Origin of the sequence: uncultured Sulfitobacter sp. (assembly GCF_947500075.1) — a bacterium.
Taxonomy (GTDB): Bacteria; Pseudomonadota; Alphaproteobacteria; order Rhodobacterales; family Rhodobacteraceae; genus Sulfitobacter.
Genome location: NZ_CANMQS010000005.1, coordinates 172,409 through 192,490, shown reverse-complemented (window position 1 = coordinate 192,490; position 20,082 = coordinate 172,409). Strand labels below are relative to the sequence as shown.

At 60.0% G+C, this 20,082-nt stretch carries 21 protein-coding genes; 17 read left to right on the top strand and 4 right to left on the bottom strand.

From position 1 onward, the window contains the following. Positions 1 to 84 precede the first annotated feature (84 nt). Complete coding sequence (locus tag Q1A91_RS16815; RefSeq protein ID WP_299880083.1) at positions 85 to 1,731, top strand: CTP synthase; 1,647 nt, start codon at positions 85 to 87, stop codon at positions 1,729 to 1,731. Here Q1A91_RS16815 and Q1A91_RS16810 read toward each other — a convergent pair. Continuing rightward, positions 1,717 to 2,634: a LysR family transcriptional regulator gene (locus Q1A91_RS16810; protein ID WP_299880080.1), complete on the bottom strand. Its 918-nt coding sequence runs from the start codon at positions 2,632 to 2,634 to the stop codon at positions 1,717 to 1,719. The genes Q1A91_RS16815 and Q1A91_RS16810 overlap by 15 nt on opposite strands. Positions 2,635 to 2,724: 90 nt before the next feature. Between Q1A91_RS16810 and Q1A91_RS16805 the strand changes: the two genes are divergently transcribed. The 15 genes from Q1A91_RS16805 (at position 2,725) to Q1A91_RS16735 (ending at position 15,472) form a co-directional block, all read left to right on the top strand. Further along, entirely contained in the window at positions 2,725 to 2,904 is a 180-nt protein-coding gene (locus tag Q1A91_RS16805; RefSeq protein ID WP_299880077.1) for a hypothetical protein, read from the top strand. A gap of 382 nt (positions 2,905 to 3,286) precedes the next feature. Further along, on the top strand, positions 3,287 to 4,063 hold the full coding sequence (rlmJ, locus tag Q1A91_RS16800) for a 23S rRNA (adenine(2030)-N(6))-methyltransferase RlmJ (protein WP_299880074.1): 777 nt from the start codon (positions 3,287 to 3,289) through the stop codon (positions 4,061 to 4,063). Between the two features lie 11 nt (positions 4,064 to 4,074). Further along, positions 4,075 to 4,368, top strand: coding sequence for a DUF1330 domain-containing protein (locus Q1A91_RS16795; protein WP_299880071.1), 294 nt, complete (start codon positions 4,075 to 4,077; stop codon positions 4,366 to 4,368). A gap of 43 nt (positions 4,369 to 4,411) precedes the next feature. After that, positions 4,412 to 5,062, top strand: a complete 651-nt coding sequence (locus Q1A91_RS16790; protein ID WP_299880068.1) for a hypothetical protein — start codon at positions 4,412 to 4,414, stop codon at positions 5,060 to 5,062. Positions 5,063 to 5,071: 9 nt separating this feature from the next. Further along, positions 5,072 to 5,509: a TerB family tellurite resistance protein gene (locus Q1A91_RS16785; RefSeq protein ID WP_299880065.1), complete on the top strand. Its 438-nt coding sequence runs from the start codon at positions 5,072 to 5,074 to the stop codon at positions 5,507 to 5,509. A 37-nt stretch (positions 5,510 to 5,546) separates the two neighbouring features. Then, positions 5,547 to 5,984 carry a TerB family tellurite resistance protein gene (locus tag Q1A91_RS16780; RefSeq protein WP_299880062.1) on the top strand — a complete coding sequence of 146 codons (438 nt, stop codon included), beginning with the start codon at positions 5,547 to 5,549 and terminating at the stop codon, positions 5,982 to 5,984. A gap of 111 nt (positions 5,985 to 6,095) precedes the next feature. Next, entirely contained in the window at positions 6,096 to 6,872 is a 777-nt protein-coding gene (locus Q1A91_RS16775) for an ABC transporter ATP-binding protein (RefSeq protein ID WP_299880059.1), read from the top strand. 40 nt (positions 6,873 to 6,912) lie between these two features. After that, the gene (locus tag Q1A91_RS16770) at positions 6,913 to 7,641 is read left to right on the top strand and encodes a transporter substrate-binding domain-containing protein (protein ID WP_299880056.1); all 729 of its coding nucleotides are present in this window, start codon (positions 6,913 to 6,915) and stop codon (positions 7,639 to 7,641) included. Positions 7,642 to 7,720: 79 nt separating this feature from the next. After that, on the top strand, positions 7,721 to 8,602 hold the full coding sequence (locus Q1A91_RS16765) for an ABC transporter permease (RefSeq protein ID WP_299880543.1): 882 nt from the start codon (positions 7,721 to 7,723) through the stop codon (positions 8,600 to 8,602). Beyond that, complete coding sequence (locus Q1A91_RS16760) at positions 8,599 to 9,405, top strand: ABC transporter permease subunit (protein ID WP_299880053.1); 807 nt, start codon at positions 8,599 to 8,601, stop codon at positions 9,403 to 9,405. The genes Q1A91_RS16765 and Q1A91_RS16760 overlap by 4 nt, the downstream gene beginning before the upstream one ends. A 62-nt stretch (positions 9,406 to 9,467) precedes the next feature. Continuing rightward, a complete protein-coding gene (locus Q1A91_RS16755; RefSeq protein ID WP_299880049.1) occupies positions 9,468 to 10,802 on the top strand; it encodes a glutamine synthetase family protein in 1,335 nt (444 codons plus the stop codon). A gap of 19 nt (positions 10,803 to 10,821) precedes the next feature. Beyond that, positions 10,822 to 11,499 carry a type 1 glutamine amidotransferase gene (locus Q1A91_RS16750; RefSeq protein WP_299880047.1) on the top strand — a complete coding sequence of 226 codons (678 nt, stop codon included), beginning with the start codon at positions 10,822 to 10,824 and terminating at the stop codon, positions 11,497 to 11,499. Continuing rightward, positions 11,499 to 12,857, top strand: a complete 1,359-nt coding sequence (locus Q1A91_RS16745) for a glutamine synthetase family protein (RefSeq protein ID WP_299880045.1) — start codon at positions 11,499 to 11,501, stop codon at positions 12,855 to 12,857. The genes Q1A91_RS16750 and Q1A91_RS16745 overlap by 1 nt, the downstream gene beginning before the upstream one ends. 18 nt (positions 12,858 to 12,875) lie before the next feature. Further along, on the top strand, positions 12,876 to 14,180 hold the full coding sequence (locus tag Q1A91_RS16740) for an FAD-binding oxidoreductase (RefSeq protein ID WP_299880041.1): 1,305 nt from the start codon (positions 12,876 to 12,878) through the stop codon (positions 14,178 to 14,180). 113 nt (positions 14,181 to 14,293) lie between these two features. Beyond that, positions 14,294 to 15,472: an aminotransferase class I/II-fold pyridoxal phosphate-dependent enzyme gene (locus Q1A91_RS16735; RefSeq protein WP_299880038.1), complete on the top strand. Its 1,179-nt coding sequence runs from the start codon at positions 14,294 to 14,296 to the stop codon at positions 15,470 to 15,472. A gap of 83 nt (positions 15,473 to 15,555) precedes the next feature. Here the strand turns inward: Q1A91_RS16735 and phaR are convergent, their stop codons facing one another. The 3 genes from phaR to Q1A91_RS16720 form a co-directional block, all read right to left on the bottom strand. After that, positions 15,556 to 16,113 (bottom strand): polyhydroxyalkanoate synthesis repressor PhaR, encoded by a 558-nt coding sequence (phaR, locus tag Q1A91_RS16730; protein WP_299880035.1) that lies wholly within the window; start codon positions 16,111 to 16,113, stop codon positions 15,556 to 15,558. 169 nt (positions 16,114 to 16,282) lie between these two features. Continuing rightward, entirely contained in the window at positions 16,283 to 16,726 is a 444-nt protein-coding gene (locus tag Q1A91_RS16725) for a phasin family protein (protein WP_299880033.1), read from the bottom strand. Between the two features lie 157 nt (positions 16,727 to 16,883). Next, on the bottom strand, positions 16,884 to 18,689 hold the full coding sequence (locus tag Q1A91_RS16720) for a class I poly(R)-hydroxyalkanoic acid synthase (RefSeq protein ID WP_299880030.1): 1,806 nt from the start codon (positions 18,687 to 18,689) through the stop codon (positions 16,884 to 16,886). Positions 18,690 to 18,795: 106 nt separating this feature from the next. Here Q1A91_RS16720 and phaZ point away from each other — a divergent pair, with 106 nt between their 5' ends. Beyond that, positions 18,796 to 20,082, top strand: coding sequence for a polyhydroxyalkanoate depolymerase (gene phaZ, locus Q1A91_RS16715; RefSeq protein ID WP_299880028.1), 1,287 nt, complete (start codon positions 18,796 to 18,798; stop codon positions 20,080 to 20,082).

Here is a 20,082-nt window from a genome sequence, read left to right as displayed (position 1 = left end):
AATGTCGCTGCGCTCTGGGCTGGGTGTTATCCAACCAAATCGACACTGACATCAGCCTGACCAAGGCACGGGAGACCTCTATCTATGGCGCGTTACATCTTCATCACCGGCGGTGTGGTCTCTTCGCTCGGCAAGGGCCTTGCCTCCGCCGCCCTTGGTGCATTGCTGCAAGCGCGCGGGTTCTCCGTCCGCCTGCGCAAACTCGATCCCTACCTGAACGTCGACCCCGGCACGATGTCACCCTTTGAACATGGCGAAGTCTTCGTGACCGATGACGGCGCGGAAACGGACCTCGATCTGGGCCACTACGAACGCTTCACCGGTGTGCCCGCCCGCATGACCGACAGCGTCTCTTCCGGGCGCATCTATTCCACCGTGCTGGAGAAAGAACGCCGCGGCGACTACCTGGGCAAGACCATTCAGGTCGTCCCCCACGTCACCAACGAAATCAAGGAATTCCTCAAGGTCGGCGACGATGAGGTCGACTTCATGCTCTGTGAAATCGGCGGCACCGTGGGTGACATCGAAGGCCTGCCGTTCTTCGAAGCCATCCGCCAGTTCTCCCACGACAAACCGCGCGGGCAGTGCATCTTCATGCACCTCACGCTGCTGCCCTACCTCGCCGCCTCAGGGGAGCTGAAAACCAAACCCACCCAGCACTCCGTCAAGGAACTGCAATCCATCGGCATCGCGCCCGACATCCTTGTGTGCCGGTCCGAACACCCGATCCCCGAAAAGGAACGCGGGAAGATCGCGCTTTTCTGCAACGTCCGCAAGGAAGCCGTGGTGGCCGCCTACGACCTCAAATCCATCTATGAAGCGCCCCTTGCCTACCACGCCCAGGGCCTCGATCAGGCCGTCCTCGACGCCTTCGACATCTCTCCCGCCCCGCGTCCCGACCTCAGCGTCTGGCACGATGTGGCCGACCGCATCCACAACCCCGAAGGCGAAGTGCGCGTGGCCATTGTCGGCAAATACACCCAGCTTGAAGACGCCTACAAATCCATCGCGGAGGCGCTGACCCACGGCGGCATGGCCAACCGCGTCAAGGTCCGCGTGGAATGGGTCGACGCTGAAATCTTCGACAAGGCCGACGACGTCGCGCCCCACCTCGAAGGCTACCACGCCATCCTCGTGCCCGGCGGCTTTGGCGAACGCGGCACCGAAGGCAAGATCAAAGCCGCGCAATATGCGCGGATGCACAACGTCCCCTATCTGGGCATCTGTCTGGGCATGCAAATGGCCGTCATCGAAGCCGCCCGCAACGTGGCAGGCCTGACCAGCGCAGGGTCCGAAGAGTTCGACCATGAGGCGGGCAAGAAACGCTTTGAACCCGTGGTCTATCACCTCAAGGAATGGGTGCAGGGCAATGCCAAAGTCTCCCGCAAGGTAGGCGACGACAAAGGCGGCACCATGCGTCTGGGCGCCTATGACGCCACCCTCACGCCCGGCTCCCGCGTGGCCGAAGCCTACGGCACCACCACCATCGACGAACGCCACCGCCACCGCTACGAGGTTGATATCGCCTACAAGGACCAGCTTGAAAAAGCAGGCCTCGCCTTTTCCGGCATGTCCCCCGACGGCAAACTGCCAGAGATCGTCGAATGGCCCGATCACCCGTGGTTCATCGGTGTGCAGTTCCACCCTGAGCTGAAATCGAAACCCTTCGCGCCCCATCCCCTGTTCAAGGACTTCGTCCGCGCCGCCAAAGAGAACTCACGCCTCGTCTAACGGCTCCCCGCGCGACTCCATCACCAGCCTGCGCAGCCACATGTGCCGCCCGGAATGTTCATACCGCCGGTGCCAGACAAGGTCATAGGTGATCGGCGACAAGTCAAACGGCGGGGCGCAATAGGCCAGCCCCGCATAGGCGTTGGTGATCAAGCGCCGGGGCATGGTTGCGACAACATCAGTGCCGCGGATCAAATCCCCCAGCATGGACGCGGTGGGCGCCACCAGCGTCACCTCCCGTTCCAGCCCCAGCCGGGCCAATGACTTTTCAACCTCACTCTTCACGCCGCCGCCGAATTTCACCGAACCATGGCGCGCTGCGGCAAATTCCTCGGGCGATGTGATCGGCCCGCGATGGTTGGGATCGTAAAACACCACGAACGCATCCTTGCCATAGATGCAGTGATTCAACGTCGCGGGATACTTGAACCCGGACACCGCTATCGCCAGTTCCGCCTCATCATGGCTCAGCATCTCCACAATCCGGTTGCGCGGCGCAAGGCGGCGGATTTCCAGCTTGGCATGTTTCGCCTCGTCACTGATCTTGGCCTGCAAGGTCTTCATATCATTCAGCAAAGCCGGGGTCGGTATGGCCACCACCACCGGTTTGCTGTCCAATGACGCCTCGTAATGCTCTGGTGCAATCAACCCTTCGATGTCCACAAGGATCTGCTGCACGCGCGGCAGCAGTGATATCGCCTTGACCGTGGGCGTGATCCCCCGGCCCGATTTCACGAACAACGGATCCCCCACGGCGGCCCGCATCTTCTCCAACGTATGGCTGATCGTGGACTGGTTCAGCGCAAACAGCGCCGCCGTCTGGCTGACCGACCCCGTTTCACAGACAGACACGAACACCCGCAGGGTGTGTCCGTCAATGCGGAAATGATCGAAATTTTTCATGGATTAACTCTTATTAATCGATTGATCCAACCTAACGAGTCGCTTTAAACTTTCAAGAGACAGAAAGCGCACATCGGTCAGGAGCCATAAATGCTATTGAAGCCCTTGGAAGAGAATGAAAAATTATGCGAGCTTCATGCGCTTTGTTCCATGCTGGATTACGCCGCGCTGCGCGCCTCAGAAATTGGCGCGGATGCACTGGTCGCCTCTATCGAAGCGTCAAAAGCGGTGGCGGAGCAGGAAATCAAGAATGCCCGCTTTCTGGTCTGAGCATCGGCGGTTCCAATTTTTCGATGTTTTTGCGATAACCGTTTTGTCCCCATGAGCCAGCGCCGGGAAGCATCTTTCACCGCCACACAGCATCTGGACCAGCCACGAAGCGCAGAAATCTCACGTCTACGAATGCGTCTACCGTGACGCAGCCATCCGCCCTGCCGTTTCTCCGTTAACACTTTGGCAGCAAACCCCACCGTACGCCCTGTTAACCAGAGACTGCCGAAAAAAACGGTGTACAGGTTGTGTACAGGTTGTGTACGCCCCGTGCACGCCGCAAACCCCATGAAACAAGGGCGTTAACCCGCATATCCCGGCATTTGGCCCAAACCGCCATTTTGCCCGTTGCGCGCAGCCCCCCATCCGGTACACCAACCCCATGTTGAGCTACCAACACAGCTACCACGCCGGCAACCTCGCGGATGTGCACAAACACAGCCTCTTGGCCGTGATGCTCGACTACCTGACCCGCAAGGACAAACCGCTCAGCTATATTGAGACCCACGCAGGCCGCGCGCTCTATGATCTCAACGATGCGGCAGCCCTCAAGACGGCCGAAGCCGCGCAGGGAATTGCGCGTGTTTTCAATTGGTTCGAGCCGGACCACCCCTACGCCCGCGTCCTCTCCCAAACCCGCGCTGAAAACGGCCCCCACAGCTATCCCGGCTCCCCCCTGATCGCGGCCACCCTGCTGCGCCCCACGGACCATATCCACCTTGCCGAATTACACCCCCGCGAACATGCGGCCCTGACCCTTGCGATGTCGCCCTACCCGGTCAAATGCCACCTGCGCGACGGGTTTGAGACGGCCCACGCCCTGACCCCGCCCATGCCCCGCCGGGGCCTGCTGCTGATTGATCCCAGCTATGAAATAAAGGACGATTACGTCCAGATCCCCCGCCATATCGCCAAGCTCAACAGGGCGTGGAACGTGGGCATCATTGCCCTGTGGTATCCCATCCTGACCAGCCGCGCCCATGCCCCCATGCTGGCCAGCATCATGCAGGCCCACCCGGCGGCGCTGCGCCACGAAGTCTCCTTCCCGCCTGCCCGTCCGGGGCATGGCATGGTCGGCTCCGGCATGGTCATTCTCAACCCGCCCTACGGGCTGGAGGATGCTACCAAGCATCTGACAAAGCAGTATAAAACCCTCTGAAAGGACACCCGATGCCGAAAGGATACTGGATCGCCCAAATGGACGTCCGCGACGCGCAGACCTATGACAGCTACCGCGCTGCCAACGCCGAACCCTTTGCCGCCTATGGCGCAAAATTCGTGGTCCGCGGCGGCGAACAAACCGTGCAGGAAGGCAACTGGCGCAGCCGCACTGTGGTCATCGAATTTCCCAGCTACGCCGACGCAAAAGCCTGCTACGAAAGCGACGCCTACCGGGCCGCCAAAGCCATCCGCCTGCCCGTCTCCGACGCTGACCTGATCATCATCGAAGGCTACGACGGCTAAGGTTTTCTTGCCACATGCGCCTGCCTCGTTTTAGGCTGGCGTCATGAAGCTGCTGCGCATTCTCGCCCTGACCCTGCTGCCCACCGGCGCATTGGCCTGTGGCGCGCCGGTCTGCCTTGTTGATCCCGACAGCCTCGCTCTGGTCCGGGTGATCACCTTTGAGGATGTGCAAAGCGGCTATGGTCCGGGGCGTGTGATTGATGACATCCTACCCCTCGACGGTGCCGTGTTCGGAGAGCGTTTTGCGGGCCAGTTCGTCGATACCAACGACACCCACGACCAGATTTCCGGCAACGCGCTGTCACCGCTCACCATGATGCCGGGGGACGCCGGGCAGAACCTCTCCGTGGTTCAGTTTTCCGGCAATACGGTGATCAACGGCTACGGCACCGCGGGCTTTCCCAAGCGCGAAGCGCAGGGCGAAGGCGCGATTGCGGTGCTGTTTGACAACGATCAGTCCGCGCTCGCCTTTGATCTGCGCGGCGGCGAGGCAGGGGTTGCCATCGTCACATTCCACCGCCGCGACGGCACCGTTATTCACAGCGTACCCATTGATCCTACAGGAGAATTCGCCGTCGGCTTTACCCGCTCGGATGGCGCAAGCGACATCGCCGGCTTTGTGATGACCAACACCGATCCGCAAGGTCTGGCGCTGGATACTTTACGCTTTGGCAAACCCGCAGATCTCAGCTAAACGCATTCCATGTTTGCACGTCTCTTCCCCTCCCGCACGCCGGACCCCAAGCCACTGCCCCAGCCTGACGCGCAGCTTGCGCTTGGCGCGCTGCTGGTCCGCGTGGCCTTCGCCGACCGCACCTACCGCGCCGAGGAAGTGGGCCAGATCGACCGTATTCTGGCGCGCACCTTTGACCTTGGTCCCATCGAGGCTGCCAAGCTGCGCGCCACCTGTGAAGCCCTTGAACGTGACGCCCCCGGCACACCCGAGTTTGCCGCCATTCTGCGCGACGAGGTCGACTATGCAGACCGCAAGGCACTGGGCGATGCGATGTGGTCTGTCGCCATGGCCGATGGTCACCGGCACGAGGACGAGGAAATCCAGCTTGAAGCCATCGAGCTTGCGCTCGGCCTGACCACCGACGACATCCAAAAAGCCCGCGCCGACGCGCTCAGGAAACTGTAGATTTGGACAGCACAACAAAGGCCCCTATATAGCTCATATGTTTGCAGATTTCCTCAAACGGCTGACCCAGCCTGATCCCGCCCCACTGCCCGACGCCGACGCGCGTCTTGCGCTTACCGCTCTGCTGGTCCGTGTCGCGCGGTCCGACCACGACTACACCACCGCAGAGGCGCAGCTGGTCGAAGACATCGCCATCGACCGCTACGGGCTGACCGCCCTTGAGGCCGCCGACCTGCGCGCGCAGGCCGAAGAATTGGAGAGCGAAGCCCCCGACACCGTCCGCTTCACCCGCGCCATCAAGGACGCCGTGCCCTACGACAACCGCCTCGCTGTGATTGAAGCCCTGTGGAAGATCGTGCTTGCCGATGGCACCCGTGCCAAGGAGGAAGACGCGCTGCTGCGGCTGGTCGCGAACCTCCTGGGGATTACCGACACCGACAGCGCCATGGCACGCCAGCGGGTGGCGAAACTCTAGACGCTTCCCCTAGGTCAATCACTGGAAACCGCCCAAAAAGCAGGCTTTTTATTGCGATTGCCGCCATTTTGCGGCCATATGACCCATCGAATCGTTAACGCATGGTGAAAAGTGTCCGACCACACACCGGTCATTCAGATCAAAGGCTTGCACAAGGCATATGGATCTTTGGAGGTCCTCAAGGGCGTGGATGTCACGGCACCAAGAGGCCATGTGATCTCGCTCATCGGGTCCTCTGGTTCCGGCAAATCCACATTGCTGCGGTGCTGCAACCTGCTCGAAGACAGCCAGCAGGGAGAGATCGAATTCAAGGGCGAACCGGTGCGCTGGAAAGGCGGCGGGCACGCCCGCCGTCCCGCTGATCCCAAACAGGTGCTGCGCATCCGCACGAACCTCAGCATGGTGTTCCAGCAGTTCAACCTCTGGGCGCATATGACGATTCTGCAAAACGTAATGGAGGCCCCGTTGACCGTACTGGGCCGGGACCGCGCGGAGGTGGAAAAGGCCGCCCGCGGATACCTTCAGAAAGTGGGGATCGGCGATAAATGCGACGTCTATCCCGCGCAGCTTTCTGGTGGTCAACAACAGCGGGCCGCGATCGCCCGCGCGCTCTGCATGGAGCCGGAGGCGCTCTTGTTTGATGAGCCCACCTCCGCGCTTGATCCAGAGTTGGAGCAAGAAGTTGTGAAGGTGATCAAGGACCTGGCCGTCGAGGGCCGGACCATGATCATCGTAACCCACGACATGAAGCTGGCCCATGATGTGTCCGACCACGTGGTCTTTCTGCATCAGGGGCTGATCGAAGAAGAAGGCCCGCCCGAGACGCTCTTTGGCGCGCCCAAATCGACACGACTGCGGGGGTTCCTTTCGGCAACACACGCAGCGTAAATCACCTGTAAATAATAAAATCTGTATGGGAGAGCATCAGATGAAATCCATCCTTACAACAACCGCAGCGCTTGCGCTGATGACCGGCGCCGCACTGGCTGACGGCCACGCCAAGACCATCCGCATGGGCACCGAAGGCGCCTACCCTCCGTATAACTTCCTCAACGACGATGGCGAAGTTGCAGGCTTTGAGCGGGACGTGGGCGATGAGCTTTGCGCGCGCGCTGAGCTGACCTGCGAGTGGGTCACAAACGAATGGGACAGCATCATCCCCAACCTCGTGTCCGGCAACTACGATGTGATCATCGCAGGCATGTCCATCACCGATGAGCGTGACGAAGTCATTGATTTCTCTGACCCTTACACGCAGCCTGACCCTTCGGCCTTTGTGGCGATGGGTGACATCGACATGTCTTCTGCCGTGATCGCGGCACAGTCCGGCACCATTCAGGCCAGCCACATCGCCTCCATGGACGGCGCGACACTGGTCGAATTCGCGACACCGGAAGAAACCATCGCCGCTGTGAAGAACGGCGAAGCCGATGCGGTTCTGGCCGACAAGGCCTTCCTTGAGCCCATCGCCGAAGCCGAACCTGATCTGAGCATCATCGGTGAAGACGTCCTGCTGGGCGGTGGCGTTGGCCTTGGCATCCGCGAAAGCGATGGCGAGCTGCGCGAGAAGTTCAACGCGGCGATCCAGTCCATGAAGGACGATGGCACCCTGAACAAACTGATCGAGCAGCACCTGCCCGGCTCAGCCTTGTTCTGATCCAAACCACAAGGGGAAGGCATCACGCCTTCCCCTTTCTTCTTGATCCCAAACATTTTTCACCACCCAAAGGTGCCCCATTTTCCAGTTCTGCGCCGATCCCGAGCAGCTTGAAACCTTCCGTTGGTTCGCCTGCTACCTGACCACCGGCAAGCACATGAACCTCTATTGGTCGGTGCTGACGGTGCTGACGCTGCTGGGCATCACAGCCCCCGTCGCGCTGGCCTTCGGCTTTGCGGGTGCCTCTGCGGCGCGGTCGGCCTTTGCGCCCTTGCGCTGGATCGGCAAGACCTACATCGCGATTGTGCGCGGCGTGCCGGACATCGCGTTTTTCCTGTTCTTCGTGATCGCGCTGGACCAGGCCATCGAATACCTGCGCCACCGCGCGCTTTGTCCCGACTGGTCCGAACCTGTGCGTCAGGGCAACGATTTTGTCGTCTGCCAGGCCGCCAAGATGCCCTTGGGCGAAGCCCCGCAATGGGTGCATGAAACCTACGGTTTCTCCATCGCCGTGCTGACATTCGCCATTGTTTACGGGGCCTTCGCCGCCAACGTCCTGTTCGGGGCCATGCGTGCCGTCCCCCATGCCCAGCTTGAGACCGCCGCTGCCTACGGCATGTCCACCCGCCAGACCTTCTGGCGCGTGCTGGTCCCGCAGATGTGGGTCTTTGCCCTGCCAGGCCTGTCGAACCTGTGGATGTTGCTGATCAAGGCCACACCCCTGCTGTTCCTGCTGGGCGTGGAAGACGTGGTGTATTGGGCCCGTGAACTGGGTGGCTCCAAAACGCCGCGCTTCACCGACTATCCCCATGGCGACTGGCGGATGTGGTACTTCCTTGCGCTGCTGGTGTTCTATCTGGCGTTCACGCGGGTGTCCGAGGTTGTGCTGGACCGCCTGATGGCGCGGCTGACACATGGTCAGGCCACTGCCGCAGGTGAAGCACAAAGGAAAGCGGCATGAGTTGCTGGCAGACCATCCAGGACTACGGCCTGCGCGCCGTCGGCTACGGCGAACGCCTGCTCCCGCGTGAGGATTTCACCCTCTGTGAGCAGTTCACCCTGATCGGCTCCGGCATGATCTGGAACGTCTATTTTGGCTTCTTTGCCCTGCTCGCCGGGTTCTTTCTGGCCACGGCAGTGGGCGTGGGCAAAGCCAGCTCCAACCGCCTGATCCGCAAGTCTGCCAGCTGGTTCATCTTCGTCTTTCGCGGCTCACCGTTGTTTATCCAGTTCTTCTTCGGCTACTTCCTGTTCCTCACGCTCAAATCGAACTACGCCTTCTTTGATCCGTTCACCGCCGCATGGCTTGGTGCGCTCATCGTGCTGTTCCTCAACACCTCCGCCTACGCCGGAGAGATCTTCTACGGCGCGCTGCAATCCATCCCAAAGGGCGATACCGAAGCGGCCGATGCCTACGGGCTGACAGGCTGGAAACGCTTCAAACGGGTGATCTGGCCCACGATGCTGCGCCTTGCATGGCCCGCCTACACGAATGAGGCGATTTTCCTCTTCCACTCCACCACACTGGTTTTCCTGACTGGTTTTCCAGCATGGCAACAACGGGGTGACGCGCTCTATTATGCGCAGTATTTTGCGGATAAAACCTTCAATCCCTTCATCCCCTACCCGATCCTTGCGGGCTATTTCATCGTGCTGACGCTGATCGTCATCAGCCTTTTCGGCCTGATCAACCGCCGCCTGAACCGCCATCTGCCACAGGGCCAGCGGCCAAAATTGCGCTTGCGTCCCAATCTGATCCGGTAGTATTCGTAATTTGATCAAATTATTTCGCGGCACCCATCGCCGCTGACTGCCACAGGTGCTTCATGCAGGACTGGCTTGCCAACAACCCTCACGTCCGCAACATTCGTGTCGCGGCGCCTGATCTCAATGGGCAGCCCCGTGGCAAACGCCTGCCGGTGCATGCGGCGGACAAGCTGGCGACCGACGGCGTGCGCTTTCCGTTCTCAGTGCTGAACCTCGACATCTGGGGCAATGATATTGAGGACAGCCCCTTGGTGCTGGCCAGCGGCGACCGCGACGCGGTGCTGCGCCCGACCGAACGCGGGTTCATGCCCGTCCCCTGGCTGGATACCCCTGCGGCCCTCCTGCCGATCTGGATGTTTGACGAGGATGGCGCGCCCTACATGGGCGATCCGCGCCATGCCCTGCGCGCCGTGCTGGAGCGATACGCAGCCCGCGGCCTGACGCCCGTTTGCGCGGTGGAGCTGGAATTTTTCCTGATTGATGACAGCGGGGAGACCTTTCAGGTCCCGCATTCCCCGCGTTCCGGCAAACGCTGCGTGGCCAGCGACATTCTGAGCATGCGCACACTGGATCAGTTCGATGGCTTCTTTTCCGATCTCTATGACGCCTGCGAGGCGATGGATATTCCCGCAGACACCGCCATCTCCGAAGGCGGGCTGGGCCAGTTTGAAATCAATCTGATGCACGGCGATGACGCCCTGCGTGCGGCGGATGATGCCTGGCTCTTCAAGATGCTGGTCAAAGGCATGGCGCGGCGGCACGGGTTTGCGGCTTCCTTCATGGCCAAGCCATACGATGATTATGCGGGCTCCGGCCTGCACATGCATTTCTCTGTGCTGGATGCGGCGGGCCAAAACGTCTTTGACAACGGGGCGGAGGACGGCAGTGACACCCTGCACCACGCCGTTGCCGGATGCCTTGCGGCCCTGCCCGCTTCAACGCTTGTGTTTGCGCCCCATGCCAACAGCTATGACCGTCTGGTGCCCAGCAGCCATGCGCCCACAAGCGTCTGCTGGGCCTATGAAAACCGCACCTCCGCGCTGCGCATCCCGTCAGGGCCCACCAAAGCGCGCCGGATCGAACACCGGGTCGCGGGGGGTGATGTGAACCCTTATCTGACCGTGGCCGCCATTCTGGGGGCCGCCATGAACGGGATCGAGGACCGCACAGCCCCGCCTGCCCCGATCACCGGCAACGCCTATCAATCCGACCTGCCCAAGATCCCGGACCGCTGGGAGACCGCCATCGACATGTTCGAAACCGACAGTCAGATCGCCCGCATCTTTGATGCCGAATTGATCCGTAATTTCGTGATGACCAAAAGGCAGGAACAGCGCGTCATGGCGGAGCTTTCCGTGCAGGCGCAACGCGATATCTACCTCGACACCGTTTGACCCGACCAAGGAGCGGCGCATGAAAATCGGCATTCTCATCACGGGCCACCCGCCTGAACCGCTCAGCCAGCACGGGCGCTATGACGCTTATTTCAAGCGGCTGCTGGGAGAGGAAACCTTCACCTACGCCAGTTGGGCCGTGGTGGATGGAGAGATCCCGGACAGCGTCACCGACGCTGACGGCTGGCTGATCACCGGGTCGCGCCACGGGGCCTACGAAGATCACGATTGGATCCCCCCGCTGGAGGATTTCATCCGCGCCTGCCACGCCGCGCGCCGCCCAATGGTGGGCATCTGCTTTGGCCACCAGATCATTGCACAAGCCATGGGCGGCAAGGTTGAGAAGTTCGAGGGCGGCTGGTCCGTGGGCCGGGTCGAATATGATCTGGAGGGGGAGATGGTCGCCATCAACGCATGGCACCAGGATCAGGTGGTGGAAAAGCCCGCAGGCGCGCAGGTCATTGGCGCGACGGACTTCTGCGCCAATGCGGCCCTTCTCTATGACGACATCTTCTGGACCCTCCAGCCGCACCCCGAATACCCCTCGGACTTCATCGAAGGTCTGATGGACACACGTGGCAAGGGGCTTGTTCCAGACCACTTGATGGAGGCTGCGCGCAAAGACCTTGCAGCGCCGCTCGATTCCGACCGTATTGCTGAACAAATGACCGCATTCTTCAAGAAAGAGAGGGCCTGATGGCCGATTGGATGACAAAACTCCCCGAGGCTGCACAGACCTATCTGGAAGGGCGGCGGCTGGACGAAGTCGAATGTATCGTCTCTGACCTGCCCGGCATCGCGCGCGGCAAAGCGGTGCCTGCGTCCAAGTTCAACCGGCAGGACTTCTTCCACCTGCCCGACAGCATCTTCTACCAGACCATCACGGGCGGCTGGGGCGAAGCGGCGGGCGCTGACGGGTTCATCGAAAAGGACATGATCCTCAAACCCGACATGGACACGGCCACCGCCGCGCCATGGACGGGCGACTGGACCTTGCAAGTGATCCACGACGCCTATGACCGCGACCATAACCCGGTGCCATTCAGCCCGCGTAACGTGCTGAAACGTGTGGTGGACCTCTACCGTGCCAAAGGGTGGGAGCCTGTGGTGGCCCCGGAGATGGAGTTCTATCTGGTCGCCCGCAACCTCGATCCGGGCCATGAGATCAAGCCGATGATCGGCCGTTCGGGGCGTCCCGCAGCGGCGCGGCAAGCCTACTCCATGACCGCCGTGGACGAATTCGGCCCGGTGATCGACGACATCTACGATTTTGCCGAGGCTCAGGGGTTTGAGATTGACGGCATCACCCAGGAAGGCGGCGCTGGCCAGTTGGAGATCAACCTGCGCCACGGCGATCCGGTCAAACTGGCCGATGAGGTGTTCTACTTCAAACGTCTGATCCGCGAAGCGGCGATGCGCCACGACTGCTATGCCACCTTCATGGCGAAACCTATCGCGGATGAGCCGGGATCCGCGATGCACATCCACCATTCGATCCTGGACACGACAACAGGTGACAACATCTTCTCCACCGCAGACGGCGCAGAGACGGAGGCGTTTTACCACTTCATCGCCGGCCTTCAGAACCACATGCCACAAGCACTGGCGGTGATCGCGCCCTATGTGAACAGCTACCGCCGCTACGTCAAAGACCACGCAGCACCCATCAACCTCGAATGGGGCCGCGACAACCGCACCACGGGCATCCGCGTGCCGCTGTCCAGCCCCAAGGCCCGCCGGGTGGAGAACCGTCTGGCCGGGATGGACTGCAACCCCTATCTGGGCATCGCCGCCTCACTGGCCTGCGGATATCTGGGCCTGACCGAAGGCAAGATGCCTGCCGAGGAATTCAAAGGCGACGCGTATGACGGCGATGGGGACATTCCGCAGGTGCTCGGCTCGGCCCTGACCCTCTTTGAAGAAGCCAGCGCATTGCACGATGTTCTGGGTGCTGATTTTGCCCGCGTCTACGGCATCGTGAAACGGGCGGAGTATGACGAGTTCCTTCAGGTGATCTCCCCGTGGGAGCGGGAACACCTGTTGCTGAACGTCTGAGCGAAGGCTGGCCTGCACATGAACCTGCTTTATGCCAACGACAAACGCGGCAGCTACCCTGAAAGCTGGTATGCCGCGACCGCCACACCGCTGGAGCGGTTTGCCCCGCTGAAAGGCGCGCAGACGGCGGACGTCTGCGTCATCGGCGGCGGCTACACGGGGCTGTCTGCGGCGCTGCATCTGGCGCAGGCCGGGCGCAAGGTGATCCTGCTGGAAGCACAGCGCGTCGGCTTTGGCGCGTCAGGTCGCAATGGCGGGCAATTGGGCAGCGGTCAGCGGGCCGATCAGGTGGCGCTGGAAAAGATGCTGGGCCCGGATCACGCCCGCAAGTTGTGGGACATGGCCGAAGAGACCAAGGATCTGGTGAAATCCCTGATCGCGGAACATGAGATCGACTGCCATCTGAAACCGGGGGTCGCGGAAACCGCCCGTGCTGCTGCGGACGTGGATGAGCTGCACCACTATGCCGATCATCTGTCCCGGACCTATGGCTATGACCAGGTCGACGTGCTGGACAAGGCGGCGTTGCAAGACGTGTGCCCCTCACCCGCCTACAAGGGTGGTATTCTTGATATGGGGGCCGCGCATCTGCATCCGCTGAACCTTGCGCTTGGATTGTCGCGGGCGGCGGCCGCGGCCGGTGTGGTGATCCACGAAGGGGCGGCAGTGCACAACATCGACAAGGGCACCAAGGCCAAGGTGCAGACCGACGCAGGCCATGTGATGGCGGATCACGTGATCCTTGCCTGCAACGGCTATCTGGGCGGGCTGGAGCGCAAGGTCGCTGCCCGCGTGATGCCCATCAACAACTTCATCGCAGCGACAGAGCCCTTGGGGGACCGGGTCGCCGATGTCCTGCCACGGGACGTGGCTGTGGCCGACGACCGCTTTGTGGTCAACTATTTCCGCCTGTCCCATGACAAACGGCTGCTGTTTGGGGGGGGCGAAAGCTATGGGTACCGTTTTCCCCGCAACATCGACGCCACGGTGCGCAAACCGATGGCGCAGGTCTTTCCACATCTCGCGGATGTCACGTTCGACTACACATGGGGCGGCACGCTGGCCATCACGATGAAGCGCCTGCCCTATCTGGCCCGTGTCGCCCCCAACATGCTGTCGGCGTCGGGCTATTCCGGTCACGGGGTCGGGAATGCGGTCCACGCAGGCAAACTGATGGCATTGGCCGTACAAGGGGACGGTGATGGCTTTGACACGATGGCGCGCATTCCGACACCTTCCTTCCCCGGCGGCGCTGCCCTGCGCAACCCGCTGCTGATCCTCGCGATGAGCTGGTATGCCACCCGCGACCGGCTGGGTATCTAGAACCTTCCCCGGCGGGGCCTTTACAAAAACTTCACAGGTGACACGAACGAAACCCTTGGTCCATGCGCGCAATTGTTTTATAAAATGCAAAACCATTATTTGGATTTTGCAAAATGCCCATACCAGACCTGCATCAAGCCGAAGCCATTCCCGCCGCTGCCCGTGCCGAGGTGGACGCCCTGCTGACCTCCGCTGATCTGTTTCGCTACACGGCACCGCAAGACGCACCCGTCAGCCTGCTGGAGCAAGACTTTGCCCGCATGATGGGCAGCACCTATGCGCTGGCTGTCTCAAGCTGTTCTGCGGCGTTGTTCCTGTCGCTCAAAGCGCTGGTTTTGCCACGGGATGCCAAGGTGTTGATCCCCGGCTTCACCTTTGCCGCCGTGCCGTCAGCGGTAATCCACGCCGATTGCCAGCCCATACTTTGCGAAGTAGGAGAGAACTACCGCATTGATCTGGATAATTTTTCAGCCAAGCTGCCCGATGTGGATGCCGTCATTGTCAGCCACATGCGCGGCCATACCTCCGACATGGATGCGATCATGGCGATGTGCGATGCCGCTGGCACCCCCGTGGTGGAAGACGCGGCCCATTCCCTTGGCACCCTATGGCACGGACGCAAGATCGGCACCCTTGGCAGGATCGGTTGCTTCTCCTTCCAATCCTACAAGATGGTGAACGCCGGCGAAGGCGGCATCCTGATCACAGATGACGCCGATCTGGTGGCGCGCGCCGTCATCATGTCCGGCGCCTATGAGCACAATTGGAAGAAACATCCCGCACTGCACGCGGCCTGCGCGCGCTGGCAAAACCAACTGCCGCTTTACAATCTGCGGATGTCCAACCTGTCTGCGGCGGTGATCCGGCCACAACTGCCGGAACTGCCGCGCCGGATTGCAGATGGGTTGCGCAATCACGATTACGTCGCAGATCGGCTCAGCCGCTCTCCGCTGGTCGAGGTCCCGGCGCCTCTGCCGGGGGAGACACGGGCACCGGATTCGATCCAGTTCAACCTGCGCGGGCTGTCTGACGCCCAGATCCGCCAGTTCGCGGATGCTGCATCGCAGGCAGGTGTGAAAGTTCAGGTCTTTGGCCAAAGCAGCGACAACGCGCGGGCGTTCTGGAACTGGCAGTTCATCAAGGACCTGCCGGATTTGCCCCGGACGCGCGCCATGCTGATGCGGGCCTGTGATGTGCGCCTGCCTGTGCAGCTCACGACAGATCAGCTTGATGCGGTCTGTGATGTGGTGATGGCGGCGTTGTCAGAAGTCGCACCGGCGCAGGCCGCCTGACAGCGCGGTCAACCAACAGCCGCAGGTCGGGTCGGGTCGGGGTTTTGCCCCGGCCTTCCTGTCTGGCCCACCGATCCAGTCCGTTACTTGATCTTGGAAAGCTTCGCCTGAAGGTCCGCAAGCTGCTGCTTGATGGCGTCCAGATCGTCGCCCTGTTCCGGCTCCTCGGCTTCGGGCTCCGGGCTTGGCATGGTGCTGCCGCCAGGCCATCCGCCTGTCATCGCCTTGAGGAACGCTTCTTGCTGCGCCTGCATTACTTCCATGCCGGGCATCTTGCTCATCGGGTTCATCGACGACATGTTTTCCATCATCTTCGCCTGCCCGTCCCGCAGCATGTCAAAGGAGGCTTGCAGGAACTGCGGCACCACCGAAACGTCACCGGACATATAGCTGCGCACGAGATCGTTCAGCACTTCAACCGGCAGCATGGATTCGCCCCGGCTTTCATGTTCTGCAATGATCTGAAGAAGATACTGGCGGGTCAGATCATCACCCGATTTCAGATCAACGATCTGCACCTCGCGCCCATCACGGATGAACCCGGCAATATCATCGAGGGTCACATAATCGCTTGTCTCCGTGTTGTAGAGACGCCGTGAGGCATACCGTTTGATCAACAAAGGCTTTTTCGTATCGGCCACTTCTGCCCTCCCAATGCACGCTGCAGTGCAGATTAGGGCAGTGCAGCACAAAAAGAAAGGGCAGGCTTTGTCAGCCTGCCCTTCCCCGCGAAGCCCCACAAAGAGGCGGCGGAAACATCACACTGGTTACACCGCTGTCACCCCCGGGCGACAGCAATTCCGGACCAGATTACTTCGCTGTGGCTTTCTTGGCCGCAGTCTGAACGTCGTCTGTGGCTTTCTTGACAGCAGCAGTTGCTTCTTCCTGCATGTCTTTGCCAGCCGCCATCATCAGCTCAACGGTGTCCATCTGCACTTTTTTCGCGATTTCAGCGAAAGCGGCCATATGCTCGGCAGCGGTTTCGGCGGAGGCAGAAGCGAAGTCGGTCATCGCTTTTGCATAATCAGCCGGGTCTGCTTTTGCCTTGGACATCTCAGCCATCTTGGCGACGGTTTCTTTTGTCCACTTGCTGGAAATCTCGGTGGATTTCTCAACAGCGGTCAGCGCCACGCCGGACAGCTTTTCGTTCAGCGTCGCGGTTGTCTTGAATGCGTCTTCCATTGCCGCTGTATCAACAGGGAATGAACCCATAACGTCTTTGAACATTGCGGTCATATCAGGTGTCTTAGCCATTGTATCGTCCTTTCAGTGCGGTGCGGGAAGACCCGCCCATTTCGCGGTCCATCCCGCTTTGCTTGACGATACGTTACTTACATGCTGCATCGCAGCATTTCAAGAACTTTCTGCACCGCAGCATAACAAAAGAGATAGCACCAAAAGCTCTTTCTTATCAGCGATTTGCCTTCACAGCGACGTAGGTACCCGGCGCATCGCCGAGAATTTCCTGACCGTTTTCTCCCGGTTTACGTGCAGAAACCTGCGGACCGGAGCGTTTCTTGAGCCACTTTTCCCACCGCGGCCACCAGGAACCTTCGTGGAAGGCCGCCCCATTCAGCCAATCGGTGTGATCCAGATCCAGATCCGTGTTGGCATAGTGACCATACTTCTTTTTGCTGGGTGGGTTGACGATGCCGGCAATGTGGCCGGACTGGGTCATAATGAACGTCTTGTTCTCTGACCCCATCTTCTGAATCCCGCGATAGCTGTCTTTCCAAGGCGCGATATGATCGGTCTCACAGGCAATTGCGCAAAGCGGTATATCAACATCGCCCAGTTCCAGATGGTGGCCCATCAGATCAAACCCCTGCTCTGCCAGCTCATTGCGCTGACACAGCCCGCGCAGGTACTGCATCGCCATTCTTGCGGGCAGATTGGCCCCGTCCCCGTTCCAATAAAGCAGATCAAAGGCCGGCGGGGTCTCTCCCAACATGTAGCTTTTGACCGCTGGGCCATAGACAAGGTCGTTGGACCGCAGGAACGAAAACGTCCGCGCCATGATCACGGAAGGCAGGATGCCCTTGTCTTTCGTCTCCGCTTCGATGCCGTCAATGAAGTCATCGGTCAGGAAGGGCTGGAATTCCCCCTGATCAGAAAAATCGGTGAGTGCGGTAAAGAAGGTCGCGGATTTGATTGATTTATCGCCGCGTTGCTTGAGCAGGGACAGCGTCAGCGACAGGGTCGTGCCGGCAATACAATACCCAACCGCATTGATCTGCTTGACGCCGCAGATCTCTTTCACCTTTTCGATGGCGGTCAGATAGCCGCTGTCGACATAATCTTCCATGCCGACCTCACGGTAGGACGAATCGGGGTTCACCCAAGACACCATGAACAGCGTGTATCCCTGATCCGTGACCCATTTCACCAATGAATTCTGAGCCTTGAGATCAAGGATGTAGAACTTGTTGATCCACGGCGGGAAGATCAGCAAAGGCGTTTCATGCACTTTCTTGGTTGTCGGGCTGTACTGGATCAGCTCAAACATGCGGTTGCGAAACACCACCTTGCCCGGTGTGGTCGCGATGTTGTGGCCCAGTTCGAACGCGCTCTCATCTGCCAGCCGGACGATGAGTTCGCCGTTGTTCGCTTCCAGATCAGAGATCAGATTCTCGACCCCCCGGATCAGGCTTTCGCCCTCCGTCTCAATCGCGCGTTCCAGCGCATCGGGGTTGGTGGCGAGGAAATTGGTCGGGCTCATCAGGTCAATGATCTGACGGCTGAAGTAGGCCAAACGCTGCTTTTCGCGCGGTTCCATGTCGGTGACAGCGTCAACCGCCTGCTCCAGCGCCTTGGCGTTGATGAGGTACTGTTGCTTGACGTAATTGAAGTACGGGTGGCTCTCCCACAATGGATTGGCAAAGCGGCGATCTTTGCCGGTGCGGTCCTCCGGCGCTTCGAACTTGCCCTTGGCCAGTGCCTGTTGGGCTTCCATGAAATGCGTGACGGTCTGGCTCCAGTATCCGATCTGATGTTCCATCAGCTTTGCCGGGTTCTGGATCGCTTCAGCCATGTAGGCCTGCGCTGCTTTCGCGAATAATTGTTGATTCGGTCCATCAAGTGCGGGCTGGTGCGTCGTCCGGTGCGCCATCACCTGACTGAGACGTTCCGTAAGCTGCTCCACTTTCTTAAGATTCTCAGCCATCCGTGCCATAGAAGCCTCAGTCGGGACTTCTGCATCCGTGGTTCTAGTTGTCATCTTAACAATTACCTCTTATCTTCGCAGGTGCAGCATTACGTCGTCCGAGCCGGGAGGGGAGCGACGGAGTACTCAGTTTCGGGCCCACATTAAGGAGACCCCACCCGTGCGCTATATGGTAACTTACGACCTGATGGAAACCGTCAGGAACACAAATCAATGGCTCGGCGCGTCAGCGCTCGCCATGGCATCTTACCCCGCTTTTTCGATGTTTCCAAACCCTGCCTTAAGCTGGATGGCAGCTTGGGGGGAGGTCACGGAACGCACGTTCTCGCGGATGGTGATGAAGCCAGACTGGAACATCCCCTCATTTGTTGGCAGCAACGGCACCGACCGTCTGGTCAGCGTGGAACATGTCATCAAACGCGACTTTGGCGATCTGATCCACTTCCGCGTCCAGGGCCGCACCGTTCCCAAACGCAAAGTGCTGCTGGTCGCCCCGATGTCGGGACATTATGCCACACTGCTCCGCTCTACGGTGATCAGTTTGCTGCCTGATTGCGACGTCTACATTACAGATTGGCACAACGCGCGCGATATTCCTGTCAGCGCGGGCAAGTTCGATGTGGAGGATTATACCCTCTACCTTGTCGACTTCATGAAACACCTCGGGCCGGACACCCATGTCATTGCAGTCTGCCAACCTGCCCCGCTGACACTGGCGGCAACGGCCTATCTGGCGGAAGAAGATCCTGACGCGCAGCCCAGCACGCTGACACTGATCGGCGGTCCGATTGACCCCAACGCGGCCCCGACCGAAGTGACTGATTTCGGGCATTCCGTGACCATGGGCCAGCTTCAGGAACTGATGATCCAGCGGGTCGGCTTCAAATATGCAGGCGTCGGCCGGAAAGTATATCCCGGTCTGCTGCAACTTTCGTCGTTCATTTCCATGAACAGCGAAACCCACACAAATGCCTTCCAGAACCAGATCAGCCGGGTGATGCGCGGCGAAGCGCATGAGCACGACAAGCACAACAAGTTCTATGACGAATACCTTGCTGTGATGGACATGCCCGCTGAATTCTACCTGTCTACGGTTGAACGGATCTTCAAAACCGGAGAGATCGCCTCGAACGCCTTCACGGTGAAGGGCAAACCGGTCGACATCGGCAAGATCACCAATGTCGCGGTCAAGACCGTCGAAGGGTCCAAGGATGACATCTCCGCGCCCGGCCAGTGTATAGCAGCGCTTGATCTGCTGACGGGCCTGCCTGACAACATGAAGGCAAGCCACGTTGAGGAAGGTGCCGGTCACTATGGTATCTTCGCGGGCAAAAGCTGGCGCAACAACATCCGTCCGCTTGTCCTCGACTTCATCGATGATAATGAACAGGCGACACCTCCCGGCTATCGCAAGAAGAAACCGGCCAACAAGAACGCGGCGGCATAA